The following is a 20,763-nucleotide window of genomic DNA, read 5'->3' as shown; positions in this document are numbered from 1 at the left end:
CGCGCGCGGTGTGAGAAGTCGACCCAACATGGCAAAGAGCCGCCCGGGTCGCATGACCCGGACGGCTCGTTCGTTGCTGAGCTGATCCGCTGCGAAGCGGGTACCGCTTACTGGTACGACTCGACGATCTCGAGGAGGCTCGGCACGTTGGCGTACGCCTCGGCCGCGTTCTCCTTGGTCACGATGACCGGGTCGAGCAGGTATGCCGGAACGATCTTCGATCCGTTGTCGTAGGACTCCTCGTCGTTCACGTCGACGGTCTCGCCCGCCTGCAGCTGGCCGACCATCTTGATCGACTGCTCCACGAGCAGCGTGGTGTCCTTGTTGATCGTGGAGTACTGGATGCCCTCCATGATCGACTTGACCGACTCGACCTCGGAGTCCTGACCGGTGACGACCGGAACCGGCTTGCCGGCCTGCTGCACCGAGGTGATGATGGCGCGAGCCAGGGTGTCGTTCGGCGACAGAACACCGTCGACGACGGTGTCACCGCTGTACGACGAGGTCAGCAGGGTGTCCATGCGGTTCTGCGCGTTCTCCGGAAGCCATCCCTCGGTCGCGGTCTGCGCGATCTCGGTCTGACCCGACACGACGTTCAGCGTTCCGTCATCGATCTTGTCCTGCAGCACGCTCATCGCGCCGTCGAAGAAGACCTTGGAGTTGGCGTCATCGGGCGAGCCCGAGAACAGCTCGATGTTGTACGGAGCCTCGTGGCCCGCACGAGCCTCGAGACCGTCGAGCAGCGCCTGACCCTGCAGCTCACCGACCTTGAAGTTATCGAAGGCGACGTAGTAGTCGACAGCCTCGGTGTTCTCGATGAGACGGTCGTACGCGATCACGTATGCGCCGGCATCCTTCGCCGCCTGCACCTGCGTGGCCAGCTGCTTGCCGTCCTTCGCGCCGATGATGATGACCTTGGCACCGTTGGTGACCATGGCCTGGATCTGGTTCTGCTGCTCGGCGACCGTGTTGCTGGCCGGGGCGTACTGGACGTCGGCCTTGAAACCGGCCTCTTCCAGGCCGTCGGTGAAGAGCTTGCCGGCGAGGACCCAGTTCTCACTGGTCTTGTCCGGAAGCGCGACGCCGATCGAGGAGTCTGCCGCGAAGCCCGCGGCTTCTTCGCCCGATCCCGAACCGGTGTCCCCGCCTCGCTCGGCCGAGCAGCCGGTGAGTGCGAAGGCAGCCGTCGCGACGAGCGCTGTCGCTGTGACGATGATCTTCTTCATGTGATCTCTTTCTGTGTGATGTTGACGGATACCGCGCGCGAGCACTGCGCGCAGATTCCGCTTACTCGCTCCGCGTCTTGTCGACGGGCGGAGCCTGGTAAGTCTTGTTGGGCTCGAAGACCGGAGAGGCCTCCGGGTCGGTGTTGCGGCCGGAGCGACGCGTCATGAACCCGATGATCGAGGGGCGGCCCTGCTGCTTGTTCCAGACGTCGATGCCGACCGCGAACAGGAGCACGATGCCCTTGATCATCGAGACGACGTCGGCACCCTGGCCGAGCAGGGCGAGGCCGTTGTTGAGGAACGCCATGACGAGGCCACCGATGATCGACCCGATAACGGTGCCGATACCGCCGGCGACGGCGGCACCGCCGATGAAGACCGAGGCGATCGCGTCGAGCTCCCAGCCGGTGCCGTCGTTCGGACCGGACGCCTGCGAACGAGCGACGAAGATCATGCCGGCGAGGGCAGCCATGACCGACATGTTCATCATGACGAAGAAGTCGACCCAGCGGTCCTTGACGCCCGAGAGGCGCGCGGCCTGACGGTTGCCGCCGACCGCGTAGATGTGGCGACCGAACACCGTGTTCCGCGTGACGAACGAGTAGATGATCACGAGAGCCAGCAGGATGAGACCCGGTACCGGGAAGCTCGTACCGGGACGACCGGTCGCGAACATCCACGCGGCGACGAGGACGACCACCGACAGCAGCACGACCTTGACCACGCTGACCCACAGCGGCGCACTGTCCGAGCCCATCTTGTGCTGGATGCGACGCGTGCGGATCTCCCAGAAGATCAGCCAGGCGACGGCCACCAGCGCAAGCAGCATGGTGGGCACGTTGAACGGCAGCGGGAGTCCGACCTCGGGCAGGTAGCCCGTGCCGATGATCTGGAAGCCCTTGGGGACCGGGATGGTCTGCGCGTCACCGATCCACTGCTGGGCGCCGCGGAAGAGGAGCATACCGGCGAGGGTCACGATGAACGCGGGGACTCCGACGTATGCCACCCAGAATCCCTGCCAGGCGCCGACGAGCGCGCCGACCGCGAGACCGAGCACGATCGCGAGTGGCCAGGGGAGGTTCCACTCCGCCATCGACTTGGCCACGATGATGCCGGTGAACGCGGCGACAGACCCGACTGACAGGTCGATGTGGCCCATGATGATCACCATCACCATGCCGATCGCCAGGATCAGGATGAACGAGTACTGGTTGATGACGTTGATCAGGTTGCCCGAGGTCAGCGTCGCGCCGTTCGGACCGTTGCGCAGTAGCGTCAGGATCTCGAACAGCGCAATGATGACGATGAGGCTGCCCAGGATGCCGAACTGGCGCAGGGACGACGTGCCGCTGCTGCCGAACATCTTGCGGATGTCGCCGAAGTGGAAGCCACGCTTCGTTGTCGTGATGTCGGTGGTCATGCGGATGCTTTCTGGTTCGCGGAGGTCATGCTGCGCATGAGGGCCTCGGGTGTCGCCTGGTCGGCCGGGATGCAGTCGGTGACCCGACCTTCGAAGACGGTGTAGATGCGGTCGGAGATTCCGAGAAGCTCGGGCAGCTCGCTCGAGATGACGATGACGCCCTTGCCCTGGGAGGCGAGTTCGTTGATGATCGCGTAGATCTCGTACTTGGCGCCGACGTCGATGCCGCGCGTGGGCTCGTCGAGGATCAGCAGGTCGGGGTCGGTGAACATCCACCGCGCGAGCACGACCTTCTGCTGGTTGCCACCGGAGAGCTTTCCGACGCCCTCTTCGACGGAGGGCGCCTTGATGCGCAGCGCCTTGCGGTACTGCTCGGCGATCGAGAACTCCTGACGCTCGTCGACGACGCCTCGCTTGGAGATCTTCGACAGCTTCGCCGCCACGACCGACCGCTTGATCGTGTCGAGCAGGTTGAGCCCCAGAACCTTGCGGTCCTCGCTGACGTAGGCGAGCCCGTGCTTGATCGCGGAGGAGACGTCGGGCATCGAGATCTCCTGGCCGTCCTTGATGACCTGGCCTCCGAGGAACGTGCCGTACGAGCGCCCGAACAGGCTCATCATGAACTCGGTGCGCCCGGCGCCCATGAGGCCCGCGATGCCGACGACCTCACCCCGGCGCACGTTGAGGTTCGATCCCTTGACGACCATGCGCTCGGAGACCGTCGGGTGCTGCACCCACCAGTCCTTGACCTCGAAGAACACCTCGCCGATCTCGGGGGTGCGGTCGGGGTAGCGGCTCTCGAGCGAGCGGCCGACCATGCCGCGGATGATGCGGTCCTCGTTGATCTCGCCGCGCGAGATGTCGAGGGTCTCGACCGTGCGTCCGTCGCGGATGATCGTGATCTCGTCGGCGATCTGCTCGATCTCGTTGAGCTTGTGGCTGATCATGATCGACGCGATCCCCTTGGCCTTGAGGCCGAGGATCAGGTCGAGCAGGTGCTGCGAGTCGTTCTCGTTGAGCGCCGCGGTCGGCTCGTCGAGGATGAGCAGCTTGACGTCCTTGTTGAGCGCCTTGGCGATCTCGATCAGCTGCTGCTTGCCGACGCCGAGGGTCTTGATCGCCACGTCGGGATCCTCGCGCAGACCGACACGAGCCAGCAGCTCGACCGTGCGCTGACGCTGCGCCTGCCAGTCGATCTTGCCGAAGTGGCGGATCTCGTTGCCGAGGAAGATGTTCTCGGTGATCGAGAGCTCGGGGATGAGTGCGAGCTCCTGGTGGATGATCGCGATGCCGGCCTGCTCGCTCGCCGCGATGTCGCGGTAGCGCTGCTCCTCGCCGTAGAGCAGGATCTCCCCGTCGTACGTGCCGTAGGGGTACACGCCGGAGAGGACCTTCATCAGGGTCGACTTCCCGGCGCCGTTCTCCCCGCAGATCGCATGGATCTCTCCTGCGCGGACGGTGATGGACACATCGGACAGCGCCTTGACTCCCGGGAACTCCTTGGTGATGCTACGCATCTCCAGGATGGGGCCTGACACGACCGGCAACGTTGCTGTGGTGCTCACAAGATCTTCCTCGCGACGGGCGGCCACACTCGATGTGACCGTTCACATTGGATTACATAGTCTACGCTCGCTCAGGCGGTGTCAAGACCACGAGCGAAATTGTGGCCTTATCGAGCGGCCGAGGATTCTCGGATGCGCAGAGTCGTCTGCAGCGGCCCGAACTGCGGGGCCTCCTCGCCGCGGATCTGAGCCAGCAGCAGGCGCACGGCCCGGCGACCGAGCTCGGGGAAGTCCTGATGCACGGTGCTCAGAGTCGGCGCGACATGAGCCGCCACCGGGATGTCGTCAAAACCGACGACACTCACGTCCTCCGGCACGCGGATGCCGGCGTCGCGGAAACCGTGCAGCAGGCCGATCGCCATCTGATCGTTCGCCACGAAGACCGCGGTGAAGTCGCGACGACGCGACAGCTCCTGCCCCGCGAAATAGCCGAAGTCCGCCGTCCAGTCACCGCGGATGGGCGGGAAGGTCGGCAGGTCGGCCTCGCGCAGCGCATCCAGGTACCCGCGCATTCGCGACTCCGCCTCGATCCAGTCCTGCGGGCCGGCGATGTGGATGATGTCGGTGTGCCCGAGCCCGATCAGATGCTCGGTGGCCGTGCGCGCACCGGCGACCTGATCGGCCGACAGGCTCACCCCGTCGGACCCCGACGCGGTCTGCAGCGACACGAACGGCATCTCGACCGCCATCCCCCGCAGCACGTGGAACGCGCGCACCTGCGGCGCCAGCACCACGATGCCGTCGACCTGCTCCCGGGCCAGTTGACGCAGGGCGCTGCCGATCGCCTCGGGAGTCGTGGCCGAGAGGTTCAGCGTCGAGACCGAGTACCCCTCCTCACGCGCCGCATCCTCGATGCCGACGATGGAGGAGGTGGGGCCGAACTCGCCGACAGTGGCCGCCAGGATGCCGAGCATGTTCGACTTGCTCGTCACCAGCGCCCTGGCCGCGAGATTCGGCCGATAGTCGAGCACCGAGATCGCGTCGAGCACCTTCGCCTTCGTCTCTGGACGAATGCTCGGATGATCGTTCAGCACGCGGGAGACGGTCTGGTGCGAGACTCCCGCAAGTCGGGCGACATCGCGGATGCTCGGCATGCGGGCACGCTCGGAGGCGGTGGACATTGCATCGCCTCCTTGCATGTGCACGGTCACATCGTCTCTACATTATGTCTGCCGCGCACGCCGATCGCACGTCGGGTGCCGTCGGGGATCAGCCGAGAATGCGCGCGCCGGGCACCGGGCCGTGCACATGCAGCGACTCGAACCCGTGATCGCGGAGCTCGTTCTGCACGTGCTGCGCACTCTCGGGACTCCCGCACAGCAGGGCCACCGTGGGGCCGGACCCCGACACGATCCCCTGCAGCGCGCCGGCGTGGATGCCGCGAAGGATCGTCGTCTCCAGGTCGGGACGCTCGTGCAGCGCAGCCTCCTGGAGGTCGTTGTAGATGCTCTCCGACAGCAGTTCGGGGTCACCTGAGCGCAGGGCCTGGAGCACCGGGATCGGCACATCGAGCGAGAGCGGCGGGTCGTCGGCGAGTGCCCCGTGCTGCTCTCGGAGGGCATCGAGCCTGCCGTAGACGACCGGCGTCGAGAGTCCCTGATCGCTCGTGACGAGCACCCAGTCGAAGCGCCCGCGCGCGAGCGCAGGGTTCAGCTGATCGCCCCGGCCGGTACCGACCGCCGTGCCGCCGTGCAGCGCGAACGGCACATCGGCACCGAGACGAGCCGCGAGTTCGTGCAGGCGCGCCGTCGAGAACCCGGTGCCCCAGAGGGCATCGCAGGCGACGAGCGCCGCAGCGGCGTCGGCCGAGCCGCCGCCCATGCCTCCCGCGACCGGGACGCTCTTGCGGATCTCGAGCGCGACACCGCCCCGGTAGTCCGCGGCGGATGCGAGCAGCTTGGCCGCCCGCATCGCGAGGTTGCGATCATCGAGCGGCACGGTGTCGGGATCGTCGACCCCCGAGACCGTGATCGTGAAGTCGTCGGCGTGCCTGGCGATCACGTCTTCGTAGAGCGAGACCGCCTGGAAGACCGTCGCCAGCGCGTGATATCCGTCGTCGTGCCGCCCACCCACACCGAGGTAGAGGTTGATCTTGCCCGGTGCACGCACGTGCACGGCGGGTGGCGAGGCGGCGAAGCTCATGATGCGGTTCCCGTCAGAGCTCCGTGGATGACGCCCAGAGATCGACGTCGATCGACCCCGAGAGGTCGTCGATGCGCGCGAGCTCGTCGTCGGTGAAGGCCGGACCGTTCAGCGCCGCGATGTTCTCGTCGAGCTGCGCCGGCCGTGAGGCGCCGACCAGGGCGGACGCGACCACCGGGTTCCGCAGCGTCCACTGCAGCGCCAGCTGCGCGAGCGACTGGCCCCTCCCCTGAGCGATGTCGTTCAATGCGCGGAGCGTCTGCACGGCATCCGCAGACAGCGGAGCATCCGGCAGCGAGCCGCGCTTCTGCGCCCGGTCGGCGGTGCCGTCGCCCAGATACTTGTCGGTCAGGAGTCCCTGCGCGAGCGGGGTGAAGGCGATCGCCCCCAAGCCCGACTGCTCGAGAGTGTCGGTGAGACCGTCTTCGACCCAGCGGTTGAGGATCGAGTACGCCGGCTGATGGATGACGAGCGGCGTGCCGAGCTCCGTCGCCACGGCGACGGCCTCGGCCGTGCGCTCGGCGCTGTATGACGAGATGCCGACATAGAGGGCTTTTCCCTGGCGCACGAGGGTGTCGAGCGCGGCCACTGTCTCGGCGATCGGTGTCACAGGGTCGGCTCGGTGCGAGTAGAAGATGTCGACGTGGTCGAGTCCCATGCGGGTCAGCGACTGTTCGGCACTGGCCAGGATGTACTTGCGGCTCGCGTAGTCGCCGTAAGGGCCCGGCCACATGTCCCACCCGGCCTTCGACGAGATGATCAGCTCGTCGCGATAGGGGCGGAAGTCCTCGGCGAACAGGCGACCGAAGTTCTTCTCGGCCGAGCCGTAGGGCGGACCGTAGTTGTTCGCCAGGTCGAAGTGGGTGATGCCCCGGTCGAATGCGTGGCGAAGCAGCTCACGCTGATTGTCGAGCGGGATGTTGTCGCCGAAGTTCCACCACAGACCGAGAGAGATCGGCGGAAGGTAGAGACCCGAGGTGCCGACCTGGCGGTACGCGAACTGCTGATAGCGATTCTCGGCAGCCGTGTACGGTCGGTGCAGCTCGGGGATGTTCGGCCGGAAGCGCGGGGATTCGGTCACGGTGCCAGATTAGTCGGTGACGACGGCGTCTTCGATCCGGGCGACGTGCTGCGCAATGCGGTGGTAGTCCTCGACGGTCAGGTCTTCACCGCGTGCTGTCGGCGCGACCCCGGCCGCGAGCAGGATCTCGGATGCCGCAGCAGAGCTCCCGAAAAGGCCCGACAGCGCCTGTCGCAGCATCTTGCGCCGCTGGTTGAAGGCGGCATCCACGATCTGGAACGTGCGGCGACGCTCGTCCTCCGAGCCCCGCTCGCCCTCTGAGCGGTCGAATCCCACGAGCAGGCTGTCGACGTTGGGCACCGGCCAGAAGACCTGTCGAGACACGGTGCCGGAGAGCTTCCACTCGCCGTACCAGGCCGCTTTGACACTCGGCGAGCCGTAGATCTTCGATCCTGGCTTCGCGGCGATGCGCTCGGCGACCTCGGCCTGCACCATCACCACACCGCGCTGCAGGTAGGCGAAGTTCTCGAGGAAGTGCAGCAGCACCGGAACCGAGACGTTGTACGGCAGGTTCGCGACGAGCACGGTGGGCTCGCCCGGAAGCTCGGTGATGCGCAGCGCGTCGGCATCGACGACCGTGAGCATCTCGGCGGGCACACCGTGCTCGACGACCGTCTGCGACAGGCGGGCCGCGAGCCGGTGATCGATCTCGACGGCGGTGACGGATGCTCCTGCCTCGAGGATCGCGAGGGTGAGCGAGCCGAGACCCGGTCCCACCTCGACGACCCGTTCGCCCGGCTGGACGCGGGCGGCGTGAACGATCTTGCGCACGGTGTTCGCGTCGACGACGAAGTTCTGTCCGAGCTTCTTGGTCGGAGTGACATCGAGCTCAGCGGCGAGGCGGCGGATCTCGGTGGCGCCGAGCAGGGTGACTGTCATTGCTCCATTGTCCCCCACCGCCGCTACTGTTCAGGAATGCCCTCCCTCGGTGAACTGATCGCACCACGGCGCATGGGCAGGGATTTCCGCTGGCTGCTCGCGTCATCGTGGACGAGCAACATCGGAGACGGTGTCGCTCTGGCGGCCGCTCCCCTGCTCATCGCGTCGATGACGTCGTCGCCGATCCTCGTCGCCGCCGGCGCGATCCTGCAGTTCCTGCCCTGGCTCCTCTTCGGCCTGCACGCCGGCGCGATCGCCGACCGTTTCGACCGGCGCCGCCTGGTGATGTTCGCGAACGGGGCGCGGGCCGTCGTGCTCGCCGCCCTCTGCGTGTTCCTGCTGACCGGCACCGCGAACATCTGGATCGTGCTCGCGGTCGCGTTCCTCTACGGCACGGCCGAGGTGTTCGTCGACACAGCCGGCAGCACTCTGCTCCCCATGCTGGTCAAGCCGGTCGATCTGGGCATCGGCAACGCCCGTCTCCAGGCCGGCTATCTAGTGGCCAATCAGTTCGCAGGTCCCCCGCTCGGCGCCTTCCTGTTCGCCGCGGGACACGCGTGGCCGTTCCTGCTCGAGATCCTCTGTGTCCTCCTCGCGGTCGTGCTGATCTCGCGCATGGCCCGGACCCCCGTGCCTCCGCGCCCTTCGACAGGCTCAGGGACCCATGAGCAGGCAGGCTCAGGGACCCATGAGAAGACGCATGTGCACACCGACATCGCCGAGGGACTCCGCTGGCTCTGGCGCAATCCCCCGGTGCGGATGCTGGTCCTGATCATCCTGGTGTTCAACGTCACGTGGGCGGCTCCCTGGGGCGTGCTCGTGCTCTACGCGACCGAGCACCTGAACATGGGCGCCGTCGGCTACGGCGCTCTGACGACCGCATCCGCCGTCGGAGGGCTGCTCGCCACCCTGAGCTTCGGGTGGCTCGAGGGTCATGTGTCGTTCGCGACTCTCATGCGTGTGGTGCTGACACTCGAGGTGCTGATGCACCTGGCCTTCGCGCTCACGAGCACAGGATGGGTCGCGCTCGTCATCATGTTCTTCTTCGGCGCTTACGCGTTCGTCTGGGGCACGATCTCGACCACGGTGCGCCAGCGTCTGGTCCCCACCGAGCTGCAGGGTCGCGTCGCATCGGTCAACATGGTCGGCGTGTTTGGCGGCATGGTGATCGGACAGGCCCTGGGCGGCGTGATCGCTCAGATCTGGGGGCTGACTGCGCCCTGGTGGTTCGCCTTCGTGGGTGCAGCCCTCACGCTGCTGTTCGTGTGGAAGCCGATCTCGCAGATCGTGTCGGCGAAGCCCGTCTCCGACACGCAGGCGACCGAGACTCAGTCGAACGAGCCTCAGTCGAACGAGCCGTAGACCCGCAGGGTGTTCGCGGCGATCTGCGCCGAGAGATCGTCGACGTCGATGCCCAGCTCCGCTGCCATGAATCGCACCGTGATCGGCACGAGGTACGGGGCGTTGGGCCGACCGCGCAGCGGTGTCGGCGTGAGGAACGGCGCGTCGGTCTCGACCAGGATGCGCTCGAGCGGAGTCACCTGGAGCGCGTCACGCAGGTTCTGCGCGTTCTTGAACGTCACGTTGCCCGCGAAGGACAGGTGATACCCGGCATCCGCGCAGATCCGCGCCATCTCGTCGTCACCCGAGAAGCAGTGGAACACGGTCTTCTCGGGAGCCCCCACGCGCGTCAGGGTCTCGAGCACCGCGTCGTGCGCGTCGCGGTCGTGGATCTGCATGGCGATGCCGTGCTTCTTCGCGAGGGCGATGTGCGCCTCGAACGACTCGAACTGCGGCGCGCGGCGCTCGGGCTCGGTGCGGAAGAAGTCGAGTCCGGTCTCGCCGATCGCCCGTGCACGGGGATGGGCGGCGAGCTCGTCGATCACCGCGATCGCCTCATCGAGGCGTCCCTCCTCGGCATACGCGGGTGCGTCGTTCGGGTGAATCGCGACCGCCGCGAGCACACGGGGATCGGATGCCGCCGCCTCGACGGCCCAGCGCGACGACTCGATGTCGCCGGAGGCCTGCACGACTCCCGCGATGCCCACGGCCCCAGCCCGGTCGAGCTGCTCGGTCAGCGACAGCGGCTCATCGCCGTCGAGGATCTCGAGGTGGGCATGGTTGTCGTAGACCGGCACGGCGAGGGGCTCGGGAGCCGCGGGGTATCGCAGATCCTTGCGCCCGTCGCCGTCGCGTCGCTGCACGTACGTCTCAGGCATGACTCAGGCGGTCGACTCCACACGCGGGAACAGCGGGGTGAGACCGTTGACGCTCGTTCCCGGGCGCAGGGCCCCCCACGCGCCGGCCTCGCGGATCGGCTGGTCCAGCAGACGCCCGAGGCTCTCGGCGGCGCCGAGCGCGACCCAGAGCTTCTCAGTCGACTGCGGCATCACCGGCGAGAGCAGCACGGCGAGCGCACGGAGACCCTCGGCGCACGTGTACAGCACGGTGCCGAGGCGTTCACGCTGCTCGTCGTCGCGGGCGAGCGCCCACGGCTCGTTCTCGGTGATGTATCCGTTGAGCGCATCGACGATGGTCCAGATCGCCCGGATGGCCTCGTCGATGCGGAACTGCTCGACCGCGGCATCCGCATCGGTCGTCGCTCGCGCGACGAGCCGCTGGATCACCAGATCCTGCTCGAGGTACTCGGCGGGAGGCGGCACGATGCCCTCGAAGTACTTCTCGATCATCGCCGTGGTGCGTGAGGCGAGGTTGCCGAAGCCGTTCGCGAGCTCGGCCTGGTAGCGGGCCGCCAGGTCCTCCCACGAGAAGGATCCGTCCTGCCCGAACGCGATCGCCGAGAGGAAGTAGAAGCGGTAGGCGTCGGAGCCGAAGACGTCGGTGATCTCGGTCGGTGCGATGCCGGTGAGCTTCGACTTCGACATCTTCTCGCCGCCCACCAGCAGCCAGCCGTGTGCGAACACACCCTTGGGCACGTCGACACCGGCAGCCATCAGCATCGCCGGCCAGATCACCGCGTGGAAACGCAGGATGTCTTTGCCGACCACGTGGTAGGCGGGCCAGCGGCGGTCGAACGTCTCGGGGTCGTCGCCGTAGCCGACGGCGGTCGCATAGTTGAGCAGTGCGTCGACCCAGACGTAGATGACGTGGGAGGGGTCCCACGGCACCTCGATGCCCCAGTCGAAAGCCGACCGCGAGATCGACAGGTCCTTCAGCCCCTGACGCACGAACGAGACGACCTCGTTGCGCGCCGACTCGGGGCGGATGAAGTCGGGCTGCGTCTTGTACAGGTCGAGCAGCCGGTCCTGGAACTCGCTGAGCTTGAAGAAGTAGTTCTTCTCCTGCAGCAGTTCGAGGGGCTTCGAGTGGATCGCACAGACCTTCAGGCCCTCGAACGGACCGGTACCGTCGAGGATCTCGGCCTCGGGCTTGAACTCCTCGCAGCCCACACAGTAGAGCGCCTCGTACTCGCCGGCGTAGATGTAGCCGCGGTCGTAGATCGCCTGCACGAACTTCTTCACGCGCTCCTCATGCCGCTCCTGCGTGGTGCGGATGAAGTCGTCATTCGCCACGTCGAGGGTCTTGAGCAGCGGGAACCACGCCTCGGTGACCAGCTTGTCGACCCATTCCTGCGGGGTGACGCTGTTCGCCGCTGCGGCGCGGAGCATCTTCTGGCCGTGCTCGTCGGTGCCCGTGAGCATCCACGTGTCATCGCCGCCCTGGCGGTGCCAGCGCGCGAGCGCGTCGACCGCCACCGAGGTGTACCCGTGACCGATGTGCGGAACATCGGAGGGGTAGTAGATGGGCGTGGTGATGTAAAACGATTCGCCAGCGGGCATGGGGTCAATTCTAGGTGGGATGCCGGGCACGGTTACGCTCAGGCGACCGACACCTCGACGCGATGCCATCCCTGGGCGCCGTCGGGCACGACGTCGGCCGGATCCGAGGTCTGGGTCTCGCCGTCGGAGCTCAGCGCGCGGCACTCGATCGTGTGCGCGCCGCTCTCGGCGGCCCACGGCAGGCGCCACTGCACCCAGGTGTCGTCGGAGATCGCGGTGGCGAGCTCGGCACGGCGCCACGGCCCCTCGTCGATCCGCACCTCGACGCCCTCGACGCCCACGTGCTGCTGCCACGCCATGCCTGCCACGACGGCATCGCCCGGCTCGATCCGAGCACCGCGGCGGGGCACGTCGATGCGCGACTGCAGCTTGATCGGCCCCTTCTCCGACCATCCGCGATCGGTCCAGTAGGCGGTGGCACGGTCGAACCGAGTGACCTCGAGATCGGTCACCCACTTGGTCGCCGACACGTAGCCGTAGAGCCCCGGCACCACCATGCGCACCGGGAAACCGTGCTCGATGGGCAGCGGGTCGCCGTTCATCCCGACGGCGAGCAGGGCGTCGCGGTCGTCGGTGAGCGCCTCGATCGGCGTGGAGGCGGTGAACCCGTCGGAAGACCGCGACAGCACCATGTCGGCATCGGGATCGACTCTCGCGCGCGCGAGCAGCTCACGCACCGGATGTCCCAGCCAGAGAGCGTTGCCGATCAGGTCGCCGCCCACCTCGTTCGACACGCAGGCGAGGGTGACGTGCGCCTCCGTCATGGGCAGGGTCAGCAGTTCGTCCCACGAGATGACGACCTCTCGCTCCACCATCCCGTGAATGCGCAGTGACCAGTCGGCAGGGTCGATCCGCGGCACGATCAGTGCGGTGTCGATGCGATAGAACTGCGCGTTCTGCGTGACGACGGGGGCGAGACCGGGGATGTCGAGCTCGGCACCGGCCGCCACCGCAGGAGCGGAGCGGTCAGGCGGCGGCAGTCGCAGCGCGTCGCGCACGGCCTCGATCGATCGGGTCACCCCGCGTGCGGCGCTGCCGATGACGAGGGCCGCGACACCCGTGGCGGCCACCCCGACCGTCCAGAGCAGGAACCGCCTGCGCTCCTCACTCTCGGCGCGGAGGTAGGGAACCGGATGCACGGTGCGCATCAACAGCCGAAGCGAGACCACTGCGACGATGCCCGCGACGAGTCCCGGCAGCCAGGCGAAGGGCCCGGCACCGGGCCTGATCATCGCCGCCACCAGGGCGAGCACGCCGAGGGCACCGAGGATCACGGACCCACGCCGGCCCGCCTCGACTCGAGGATGCCGGCGAGCGCGGCCACCCCTGCGAGCACCACCGCGATGCCGGTGATGAGCGCCACCTTGTCGCCGGTGCCGAACAGCGCGATGGCGGCGTCCTTCGCCCAACTGGGTGCGAGGTCGATGAGGCCACCGCCGATCACGGCGAACGGACTCGCGCTCGGCTCGACGATGGCGGCGACGAGTTCCGCGACGCCGACGGCGACGACCGCCGAGCTGAGCCCGGCGGCCGCCGATCGGAGCCTGTCACCGCGTGTCGTACGGGTTGCATGGCTCATGATCCGAGGGTAACCCCGGGGCAGAGCCCCGGGGTCGTCCGGCTCAGAGCCCGTTGCGACGTGCGACCTCGCCCAGCCAGGCCAACGACGGCTTCGGCGAGCGCTCGAAGGTCTCGTGGTCGAAGCCGATCAGACCGAAGGTCGGGCGGAATCCGCTGGCCCACTCGTAGTTGTCGAGCGCGCTCCAGTGCTGGTACGCCTTGACCTCGATGCCGTCGGAGATCGCTCGGTGCAGCCCCTCGAGTGCACCCTGCGTGTAGGCGATGCGCCGAGTGTCGTCGGACGTCGCGATGCCGTTCTCGGTGACGAGCACCGGCACCCCGCCGCTGCGCTCCCAGGCGCTGCGCACACCCATCTCGAGCGCTTCAGGGAAGAACTCCCACCCGGTGAGGGTGGTCTCGACGTCATCCGCCACGGGCCTAGGGCCCTCCGGTCCGATGAAGGTGCGCGTGTATGCCTGCACGCCGACGAAGTCATCGCCGGCCGACTGGTCGAGGTACCAGTGGTCGCGGGGGTCGCCGTAGGTGGCGACCATCTCGTCGGCCCCCGGCTCTCCGGTGGAGTGGAACGCCTGGGTCGCGATCGTCCAGCCCGCTTGCACGCCCGAGACCGAATGCAGGATCTCGGAGGCGCGGTGGTGCGCGTCGAGCAGCGTGTCGGCGACCGCGAGGTCGGGATTCGGCAGACCGTAGGCGACGAGGTTCGCCGCGTCCTCTCCCCGGCCAGCATCGCCGCGATGTTCGGCTCGTTGATCGTGCAGACGTATTTCACGCCCTCGAGGATCGGCAGCACCGTCTCGACGTAGCGGGAGAAGAGGTCGACGGCGTCGGATGCCCGCCAGAAGCCGTCCTTCTGGAACCACTGCGGCACGGTGAAGTGCATCAGTGTCACCGTCGGATCGAGCCCGTTCTCGCGAGCCGTGTCGATCATGCGGCGGTAGTGGTCGAGCATGGCGCGCGACACGAAGCCGCGCTCGGGCTCGATGCGGGCCCACTCCATCGAGAAGCGGTACGAGTTCAGACCGGCATCCGCCAGCAGACGCATGTCCTCCGGGTACCGGTGGAAGTGGTCGGCGGCGTCGCCCGAGGGCTCGACCATCGGCGAGCCCGGAGCATGCTCCATCGTCCACCAGTTGCTGGTCGTGTTGTTCCCCTCCACCTGATGGGCTGCGGTCGCAGCGCCCCAGAGAAAGCCGTCAGGGAATGTGAGCACGAGTGCTCCTTTCGTCTTGCTGTGGTTCGATCAGCGCTCGGCCCGTGCCGGGTTCGGCACGGCGTCGAGCAGCTGCACGGTGTACGGATCTTCGGGATGCTGCAGCACCTGCGAGGTCTCGCCGCGTTCGACGACACGACCGCTGTTGAGCACCAGGATGTTCTCGGTGACCAGACGCGCGCTCAGCAGATCGTGGGTGATGTAGAGCATGCTGATGCCCCACCTCTCCCGCAGGTCCTCGAGCAGCGCCAGAACGCCCGCCCGAAGCGACACGTCGAGCATCGACACCGGTTCGTCGGCGATCAGCACCTGCGGGTCGCTCGCGAGTGCCCGGGCGATGACCACACGCTGGCGCTGACCGCCCGAGAGCTGATGCGGCAGCTTGGCCGCGAACTGCTCGACCGGGGTCAGACCCACCGTCTCGAGGAGTTCGAGCACGCGTGCCCTCGCCTCGTCACCGCGGAGCTTCGTGTAGTTGCGGATCGGGCGGCTGAGGGCGTACTCCACCGTGTGCAGCGGATTCAGCGCCGCGTACGGGTCCTGGAACACCATCTGCACGTCCTTGCGGAGGTCGCGCAGTCCCGTGCGGCGCAGCGACGCCACGTCGACATCGCCGAAGCGCACGGTGCCCTCGGTCGGCTTCTCGACTCCGGTGATGAGCTTCGCGAGGGTCGACTTGCCGGAACCCGAGGCGCCCACGAGAGCGAGTGCCTCGCCGGGCTCGAGACGGAACGACACGTCGTCGACCGCGACCACCGGCTCTTCGCCGCGGCGCGGAGCCGGGTAGCGCTTCGACACGCCCTCGACCACGATCGCGGCATCGGCCCGGCGGGTGTCGCGCTGCGACACCGTGGGGAGGGTCTCGGTCAGATCGGTGCGCGAGCGCCCCTCTCGACGCCGGGTGCCGAGGTCGACGAACCCGGGGATCGAGATCGACTCGGCCCGAGGGTCGGCGTAGTGGCTCAGCAGCATCCGCGTGTACTCGTCCTGCGGACGGTGCAGGATGTCGAGGCTCGGCGCGTCTTCGACGATCCGTCCCTCGTGCATCACCATCACGCGATCCGTCGCCTCCAGCACGATGCCCAGGTCATGGCTGATGAGGATCGCGGTGAAGTGCTCGGAGCGCTGCAGGTCCTTGATCGTGTCCATCACCGCGTGCTGCACGAGCACGTCGAGCGCTGTGGTGGGCTCGTCGAACACCATCAGCTGCGGTTCGAGAGACAGGGCCAGCGCGATCGAGGTGCGCTGGCGCATGCCGCCCGAGAGCTCACTCGGGTACCGGGCGAGCACCGCGGGATCGAGGCCGACCTTGCCGATCAGCTCCCGTGCCCGGGCATCGCGGTCGTCGCGAGCGACGTGACCGTGCGCCGCGAAGATGTCGCGGAAGTGATTGCCGATCGTGCGGACGGGGTTCAGCGCGTTCATGCCGGACTGCAGCACCATCGCGAACCCGCCCTGGCGCTGACGGCGCAGCTCCTCGGCGTTCAGCTCGCGGATGTCGCGGCCGTCGAAGAGGATGCGTCCGCCGCTGATCCGTGCCGGCGGCTTCTGCAGCCGCGTCAGCGCGAAGCCGAGCGTCGACTTGCCCGATCCGGACTCGCCGACGAGACCGACGAACTCGCCGCGACGCAGCGTGAACGAGACGCTCTCGACGGCCGTCACCGGCGTCGTTCCCGGCGAGGCATACTCGACGGACAGGCCCTGGACATCGAGAAGTACGTCGTTCGGTACGGGGGTGTTCGCTTCCATGGCGCTCATCGGCCCTTCCCTTCACGCAGGCGCGGATTGGAGATGCCGTCCACGCCGAAGTTGATCAGTGTCAGGCTCAGCGCGAGCAGCGCAATGCAGAGACCGGGAGCGAACAGCAGCAGCCACTGTCCGGTGAGCAGCGAGTTGGAGTTCTGCGCCCAGTAGAGCATGGTGCCCCAGCTGACGATGCTCGAGTCGCCGAGTCCGAGGAACTCGAGACCCGCCTCTGCGAGGATCGCCGCGGTCGCCGCTCCGAAGAGCGTGCCCGCGATGATCGAGGTCATGTTCGGCAGGATCTCGCGGAACACGATGCGCGCCCGACTGTCGCCCGAGAACTGCGCCGACGTGACGAAGTCGTTGCCGCGGAGCGACTGGGTCTGGCTGCGCAGCACGCGCGCACCCCACGCCCATCCGGTGACGACGATGACCGCGATGATCATCAGGATGCCGCCGTTCTGCAGGTAGGCGGCGATCACGATCATGAGCGGCAGCCCGGGGATCACGAGGAAGAGGTTGACGATGAAGCCGACCACCTCTCCCAGGAATCCACGCATGTAGCCCCAGCTGAGTCCGATCAGCACGGCGACGATCGTCGACAGGATGCCTGCTGCCATGCCGACCAGCAGGCTGATCTGCGAGCCGTAGATCAGCTGGCTGAGGACGTCTTCTCCCGCGGCCGTGGTGCCGAGCCAGTGCGCCGCCGATGCGTCGGCGTTGCGCTCGAACGAGTTCTCCTTGGGGCCGTCAGGGCGCCAGCAGCGGCGCGAACACCGCGACCACGACGAACAGACCGAGGATGATGAGGCCCAGCCGGGCCTTGCCGTTGGACCAGAGGGTGCCCACCATCCGGGCGAACGAGCGCCACGGGCTGGGAGCCGCGATCCGGTCGGAGGGAACCTTGACATTCATGGTGGAGGTCATCGGCGGGTCCTTGGATCCAGCACGCCGTACAGGATGTCGACGAGGAAGTTGGCGATGAGCACGCTGACGGTGATCATCAGGAAGAGCGCCTGCATGAGCGGGTAGTCCTGCCCGATCACGGCGTTGAAGAGCAGGTAACCGATGCCCGGATACCCGAACACCTGCTCCACGAGGATGGATCCGCCGACCACGCCACCGAGCGTGAGCCCGAATCCGGTGAGGTTCGGCAGGATCGCGTTTCGTGCGGCGTAGCGGACGGCGATCGTCCGACCACGCAGGCCGTTGGCCTCGGCGAACGTCACGTAGTCCTCGCCGAGGGTGTTGATCATCGCGTTGCGCATGCCGATGATCCATCCGCCGAGCGATGTCAGCAGGATCGTCACGGCCGGAAGCACCGCGTGCTGCACGAGGTCGACGATGAAGTCCCAGGTGAACGCCGGTGTGGTGGTCGCCGCGTAGGCGCCGGTGGTCGGGAACCAGTGCAGCACGTATCCGAAGAAGAACAGCAGCAGCAGCGCTGTCCAGAAGTACGGGAAGGTGCTGAGGAAAGATCCGGTGAGCGTCGGCAGGCTGTCGAGCCAGGTGCCCCGACGCCAGGCCGCGGCGACACCGATCAGCGTGCCGATCACGAACGCGAGGATCGTGACGATGCCGACCAGACCGAGTGTGTAGGGAAGAGCGGTCGAGACCATGCTCGACACGGTCTGCGGATAGAACGTGTACGAGACGCCGAAGTCGAGTCTGGCGACCTGGCCGAGGTAGGTCACATACTGGTCCCAGATCGAACCGGTCGGCACACCCAGCTGGGCCTCGATCGCGGCGCGGGTCGCATCGGACACGGGGCCGTTCTGCGCCAGCTTCGCGATGGCGGCATCGGCGGGCGAACCCGGCATGAGCCGCGGGAGGAAGAAGTTCAGCGTGACCGCCGCCCACAGGGTGAGCACGAAGAGGCCGAGCTTCTGGAAGACGTACTTCATCAGTCGTCAGCCCCCTTCACGCGCTCGAGCCGGGTGAAGATGCCCAGCGGAGCAGAGTCGTAGTTCTGCGGAATCATGTAGGGGTCGTCCTCTGTGGGCCAGCCGGTGAACTTGGAGTCGTTGAACAGACCCCAGATGCCGCCGTAGTACAGCCCGATCACGGGCAGCTCGTCGTAGACGATGCCCTGCAGCTCGTTCACGATCTCGGTCTGGCGGGCGGGATCGACCGTCTCGCGATACTCGGCGAGCAGAGCATCCGCCTCATCCGAGCGATAGCGCTGGAAGTTGTTGGCGGTGGGTTCGCCGGACCCGGACGGCACGTAGAACTCGCTCGAGAGCAGGTTGTTGTACGCCTGGTAGACGTCGCCGTTGCCCATGCCGCCGACGGCCATCTCGAAGTCGCCGTTGCTGATGGCGTTCTGGTAGCCGGCCGGCTGCGGGAGCTTGAGCGACACCTTGACACCGACCTCGGCGAGCTGACGCTGCACGGTCTGCGCGGCGCGGGTCCAGTCGGAGTAGCCGTTGGCGGTGGTCAGCGCGAACTCGAGCTGCTCGCCGTCGGCGCCCACCAGACGATCGCCCTGCAGCGTGTATCCCGCCTCGGCGAATGCCGCGAGCGCGGCATCCGTGTCCTGGGTGATCATGCCGGCGTCGGGGATGCTCGGGTCGAGATACTCCTCCTGGTTGGGCAGGATGAGTCCGGTCTGGCCGGCGGGCTGCATGTAGCCCTCCGAGGCCGTCTCGGCGATCTCCTCACGATCGAGGGCGAGCGCGATGCCGCGGCGCACGTTGACGTCGTCGAACGGTGCGACCTCGAGGTTCGGCATCAGCGCGATCACTCCTCCCGGCGGGAACCACCAGGCGTTGTGCTCGCTGGCCGCACCCCAGGTGCCCTCGACATCGGAGATGAACGAGTAGGCCCAGTCGTAGCCGCGCGTGACGGTGTCGAGCTGCGAGTTCGTCGACGGCAGGATGATGTGCTCGATCTCGATCTTGTCGGCCTGCCAGTAGTCGGGGTTCTTGTCCACCGAGTACTGCTGGTCGTTGTAGTTTCCGAGCACGAACGGACCGGTACCGACCGGCTCCTCGTTGCGGTAGGTGCCCGGGTCCTTCACATCGGACCAGAGGTGCTCCGGGACGATCATGGTCTGACCGAGGATCGGCAGCGACGGTGCGTCATCCGTCTGCAGGTGCATGATGACGTCGTCGCCCTCGACCTCGACCGTCTCGAGGTGCTGCCACGCGCCCTTGATGTCGAGTGAGGGGTTGTCCTTCAGCAGCTGGAACGTGAACGCCACGTCATCGGGCGTCATCGGCTCGCCGTCGCTCCACTCGACGCCGTCGCGGATCGTCATCACGACCGTGCGCGCGTCGGGCTGCGACCACTCGGTCGCCAGCCACGGGTTGAGCGCTCCGTCGAGCGGGTTCACCAGGATCAGCGGCTCGTAGATCCACCGCGACGCCGTTCGCGTGTTGGTGAGATACGGGTTGAAGTTCCGCGTGAAGAAGGGATTCCCCTTGTCCGCGTTGATGAGCATCGTGTCGTCGCCGATCGATGGATCGGGCTGCGAACTGATCTGGATGCTGCAACCGCTGAGCACGACGGCTGCTGCCGCCAGTCCCACGATCGCGGCTCTCCGCCAGCGTCGGAGCATGTGCGTCTTCGCCACACTGCCACCTCATGTCGTCTGTGTCATGAAGGGGGTCCCACGGGTCGGGGCACCCCGCGGCCGAAGCCGCATCACTGATTGTAAGCGCATACATTTCGGAGATGCAAGCCCTTGACAACGCACCCTGCGCCGTCGATGCGCGGAGCCGCGGCATGGGAGCGGTGCCAGATCAGCGGCCGTGGGGCGCCTCGCGGAGGGAGTTCACCATGCTCCGCAAGGCGCGCAGGGCAGCAACCTGCTCGGCATCCGTCATTCCCGACAGCATTCGGATCTCGACCGACCGCACCGCGGCGGTCGCCTTCGCGAGGCTGCTCCTCCCCCGCGGAGTGAGCGTCGTCGGCAAAGTCCTCCCCGCAGGCGCCACGGCCGGACGGACGACGAAACCGTCCTTCTCGAGCGACTGCAGCAGGACGTTCATGGATTGGCGTGTCACGAACGCCCCTCGCGCGAGCTCGGAGTTCGACATCCCCGGTCGCTGCGCGAGCAACTCCAGGCAGGAGTAGTGCGTGATGGTCACCCTCTCGAATGTCAGATAACTGACA

At 67.1% G+C, this 20,763-nt stretch carries 18 protein-coding genes and 2 pseudogenes; 1 reads left to right on the top strand and 19 read right to left on the bottom strand.

Annotated elements, in window-relative coordinates; translation table 11 throughout:
* Nucleotides 1-107 precede the first annotated feature (107 nt).
* The 7 genes from ACZZZN_RS03630 to rsmA form a co-directional block, all read right to left on the bottom strand.
* Complete coding sequence (locus tag ACZZZN_RS03630; protein ID WP_463503859.1) at nucleotides 108-1,226, bottom strand: substrate-binding domain-containing protein; 1,119 nt, start codon at nucleotides 1,224-1,226, stop codon at nucleotides 108-110.
* Nucleotides 1,227-1,287: 61 nt separating this feature from the next.
* Nucleotides 1,288-2,646 (bottom strand): multiple monosaccharide ABC transporter permease, encoded by a 1,359-nt coding sequence (mmsB, locus tag ACZZZN_RS03625; protein ID WP_463503858.1) that lies wholly within the window; start codon nucleotides 2,644-2,646, stop codon nucleotides 1,288-1,290.
* Nucleotides 2,643-4,163, bottom strand: a complete 1,521-nt coding sequence (mmsA, locus tag ACZZZN_RS03620; RefSeq protein ID WP_463506540.1) for a multiple monosaccharide ABC transporter ATP-binding protein — start codon at nucleotides 4,161-4,163, stop codon at nucleotides 2,643-2,645. The genes mmsB and mmsA overlap by 4 nt, the downstream gene beginning before the upstream one ends.
* A 155-nt stretch (nucleotides 4,164-4,318) precedes the next feature.
* The gene (locus ACZZZN_RS03615; RefSeq protein ID WP_463503857.1) at nucleotides 4,319-5,332 is read right to left on the bottom strand and encodes a LacI family DNA-binding transcriptional regulator; all 1,014 of its coding nucleotides are present in this window, start codon (nucleotides 5,330-5,332) and stop codon (nucleotides 4,319-4,321) included.
* Nucleotides 5,333-5,420: 88 nt separating this feature from the next.
* Nucleotides 5,421-6,353 carry a 4-(cytidine 5'-diphospho)-2-C-methyl-D-erythritol kinase gene (locus ACZZZN_RS03610; RefSeq protein ID WP_463503856.1) on the bottom strand — a complete coding sequence of 311 codons (933 nt, stop codon included), beginning with the start codon at nucleotides 6,351-6,353 and terminating at the stop codon, nucleotides 5,421-5,423.
* A 13-nt stretch (nucleotides 6,354-6,366) separates the two neighbouring features.
* Nucleotides 6,367-7,434: an aldo/keto reductase gene (locus ACZZZN_RS03605; protein WP_463503855.1), complete on the bottom strand. Its 1,068-nt coding sequence runs from the start codon at nucleotides 7,432-7,434 to the stop codon at nucleotides 6,367-6,369.
* Between the two features lie 9 nt (nucleotides 7,435-7,443).
* Complete coding sequence (gene rsmA, locus ACZZZN_RS03600; RefSeq protein ID WP_463503854.1) at nucleotides 7,444-8,313, bottom strand: 16S rRNA (adenine(1518)-N(6)/adenine(1519)-N(6))-dimethyltransferase RsmA; 870 nt, start codon at nucleotides 8,311-8,313, stop codon at nucleotides 7,444-7,446.
* Nucleotides 8,314-8,349: 36 nt separating this feature from the next.
* Between rsmA and ACZZZN_RS03595 the strand changes: the two genes are divergently transcribed.
* Nucleotides 8,350-9,675, top strand: coding sequence for an MFS transporter (locus ACZZZN_RS03595; RefSeq protein WP_463503853.1), 1,326 nt, complete (start codon nucleotides 8,350-8,352; stop codon nucleotides 9,673-9,675).
* Here ACZZZN_RS03595 and ACZZZN_RS03590 read toward each other — a convergent pair.
* From ACZZZN_RS03590 to ACZZZN_RS03535, 12 genes and pseudogenes are all read right to left on the bottom strand, one after another.
* Nucleotides 9,657-10,532, bottom strand: coding sequence for a TatD family hydrolase (locus tag ACZZZN_RS03590; RefSeq protein WP_463503852.1), 876 nt, complete (start codon nucleotides 10,530-10,532; stop codon nucleotides 9,657-9,659). The two genes, ACZZZN_RS03595 and ACZZZN_RS03590, sit on opposite strands and share 19 nt — an antisense overlap.
* A gap of 3 nt (nucleotides 10,533-10,535) precedes the next feature.
* Nucleotides 10,536-12,113, bottom strand: a complete 1,578-nt coding sequence (gene metG / locus ACZZZN_RS03585; protein WP_463503851.1) for a methionine--tRNA ligase — start codon at nucleotides 12,111-12,113, stop codon at nucleotides 10,536-10,538.
* Nucleotides 12,114-12,151: 38 nt separating this feature from the next.
* Complete coding sequence (locus ACZZZN_RS03580; RefSeq protein WP_463503850.1) at nucleotides 12,152-13,387, bottom strand: molybdopterin-dependent oxidoreductase; 1,236 nt, start codon at nucleotides 13,385-13,387, stop codon at nucleotides 12,152-12,154.
* The gene (locus ACZZZN_RS03575) at nucleotides 13,384-13,692 is read right to left on the bottom strand and encodes a hypothetical protein (protein ID WP_463503849.1); all 309 of its coding nucleotides are present in this window, start codon (nucleotides 13,690-13,692) and stop codon (nucleotides 13,384-13,386) included. Before ACZZZN_RS03575 ends, ACZZZN_RS03580 begins: the two co-directional genes overlap by 4 nt.
* A 43-nt stretch (nucleotides 13,693-13,735) precedes the next feature.
* Nucleotides 13,736-14,047, bottom strand: a complete 312-nt coding sequence (locus ACZZZN_RS03570) for a family 1 glycosylhydrolase (protein WP_463506539.1) — start codon at nucleotides 14,045-14,047, stop codon at nucleotides 13,736-13,738.
* Nucleotides 14,048-14,475: 428 nt separating this feature from the next.
* Nucleotides 14,476-14,850 (bottom strand): annotated as a pseudogene (locus ACZZZN_RS03565) (family 1 glycosylhydrolase); the annotation flags it as partial.
* An 84-nt stretch (nucleotides 14,851-14,934) separates the two neighbouring features.
* The gene (locus ACZZZN_RS03560) at nucleotides 14,935-16,662 is read right to left on the bottom strand and encodes an ABC transporter ATP-binding protein (protein WP_463503848.1); all 1,728 of its coding nucleotides are present in this window, start codon (nucleotides 16,660-16,662) and stop codon (nucleotides 14,935-14,937) included.
* Entirely contained in the window at nucleotides 16,659-17,267 is a 609-nt protein-coding gene (locus tag ACZZZN_RS03555; protein WP_463503847.1) for an ABC transporter permease, read from the bottom strand. The genes ACZZZN_RS03560 and ACZZZN_RS03555 overlap by 4 nt, the downstream gene beginning before the upstream one ends.
* A gap of 130 nt (nucleotides 17,268-17,397) precedes the next feature.
* Nucleotides 17,398-17,574, bottom strand: coding sequence for a hypothetical protein (locus ACZZZN_RS03550; protein ID WP_463503846.1), 177 nt, complete (start codon nucleotides 17,572-17,574; stop codon nucleotides 17,398-17,400).
* The gene (locus ACZZZN_RS03545; protein ID WP_463503845.1) at nucleotides 17,571-18,551 is read right to left on the bottom strand and encodes an ABC transporter permease; all 981 of its coding nucleotides are present in this window, start codon (nucleotides 18,549-18,551) and stop codon (nucleotides 17,571-17,573) included. The genes ACZZZN_RS03550 and ACZZZN_RS03545 overlap by 4 nt, the downstream gene beginning before the upstream one ends.
* On the bottom strand, nucleotides 18,551-20,221 hold the full coding sequence (locus ACZZZN_RS03540) for an ABC transporter substrate-binding protein (RefSeq protein WP_463503844.1): 1,671 nt from the start codon (nucleotides 20,219-20,221) through the stop codon (nucleotides 18,551-18,553). The genes ACZZZN_RS03545 and ACZZZN_RS03540 overlap by 1 nt, the downstream gene beginning before the upstream one ends.
* A 169-nt stretch (nucleotides 20,222-20,390) precedes the next feature.
* Nucleotides 20,391-20,738, bottom strand: a pseudogene (locus tag ACZZZN_RS03535) (MarR family transcriptional regulator); the annotation flags it as partial.
* Nucleotides 20,739-20,763: the final 25 nt, after the last annotated feature.

This window comes from Microbacterium sp. AC145 (genome assembly GCF_979258505.1).
This window is presented reverse-complemented; position numbering and strand designations above follow the sequence as displayed.

Bases quoted from the DNA above. Each gene is read 5' to 3' on its own strand.
- ACZZZN_RS03630 (WP_463503859.1), bottom strand. From the start codon at position 1,226: ATGAAGAAGATCATCGTCACAGCGACAGCGCTCGTCGCGACGGCTGCC.
- mmsB (WP_463503858.1), bottom strand. From the start codon at position 2,646: ATGACCACCGACATCACGACAACGAAGCGTGGCTTCCACTTCGGCGAC.
- mmsA (WP_463506540.1), bottom strand. From the start codon at position 4,163: ATGCGTAGCATCACCAAGGAGTTCCCGGGAGTCAAGGCGCTGTCCGAT.
- ACZZZN_RS03615 (WP_463503857.1), bottom strand. From the start codon at position 5,332: ATGTCCACCGCCTCCGAGCGTGCCCGCATGCCGAGCATCCGCGATGTC.
- ACZZZN_RS03610 (WP_463503856.1), bottom strand. From the start codon at position 6,353: ATGAGCTTCGCCGCCTCGCCACCCGCCGTGCACGTGCGTGCACCGGGC.
- rsmA (WP_463503854.1), bottom strand. From the start codon at position 8,313: ATGACAGTCACCCTGCTCGGCGCCACCGAGATCCGCCGCCTCGCCGCT.
- ACZZZN_RS03595 (WP_463503853.1), top strand. From the start codon at position 8,350: ATGCCCTCCCTCGGTGAACTGATCGCACCACGGCGCATGGGCAGGGAT.
- ACZZZN_RS03590 (WP_463503852.1), bottom strand. From the start codon at position 10,532: ATGCCTGAGACGTACGTGCAGCGACGCGACGGCGACGGGCGCAAGGAT.
- metG (WP_463503851.1), bottom strand. From the start codon at position 12,113: ATGCCCGCTGGCGAATCGTTTTACATCACCACGCCCATCTACTACCCC.
- ACZZZN_RS03575 (WP_463503849.1), bottom strand. From the start codon at position 13,692: ATGAGCCATGCAACCCGTACGACACGCGGTGACAGGCTCCGATCGGCG.
- ACZZZN_RS03570 (WP_463506539.1), bottom strand. From the start codon at position 14,047: ATGGGTGTGCGCAGCGCCTGGGAGCGCAGCGGCGGGGTGCCGGTGCTC.
- ACZZZN_RS03560 (WP_463503848.1), bottom strand. From the start codon at position 16,662: ATGAGCGCCATGGAAGCGAACACCCCCGTACCGAACGACGTACTTCTC.
- ACZZZN_RS03555 (WP_463503847.1), bottom strand. From the start codon at position 17,267: ATGGCAGCAGGCATCCTGTCGACGATCGTCGCCGTGCTGATCGGACTC.
- ACZZZN_RS03550 (WP_463503846.1), bottom strand. From the start codon at position 17,574: ATGACCTCCACCATGAATGTCAAGGTTCCCTCCGACCGGATCGCGGCT.
- ACZZZN_RS03545 (WP_463503845.1), bottom strand. From the start codon at position 18,551: ATGAAGTACGTCTTCCAGAAGCTCGGCCTCTTCGTGCTCACCCTGTGG.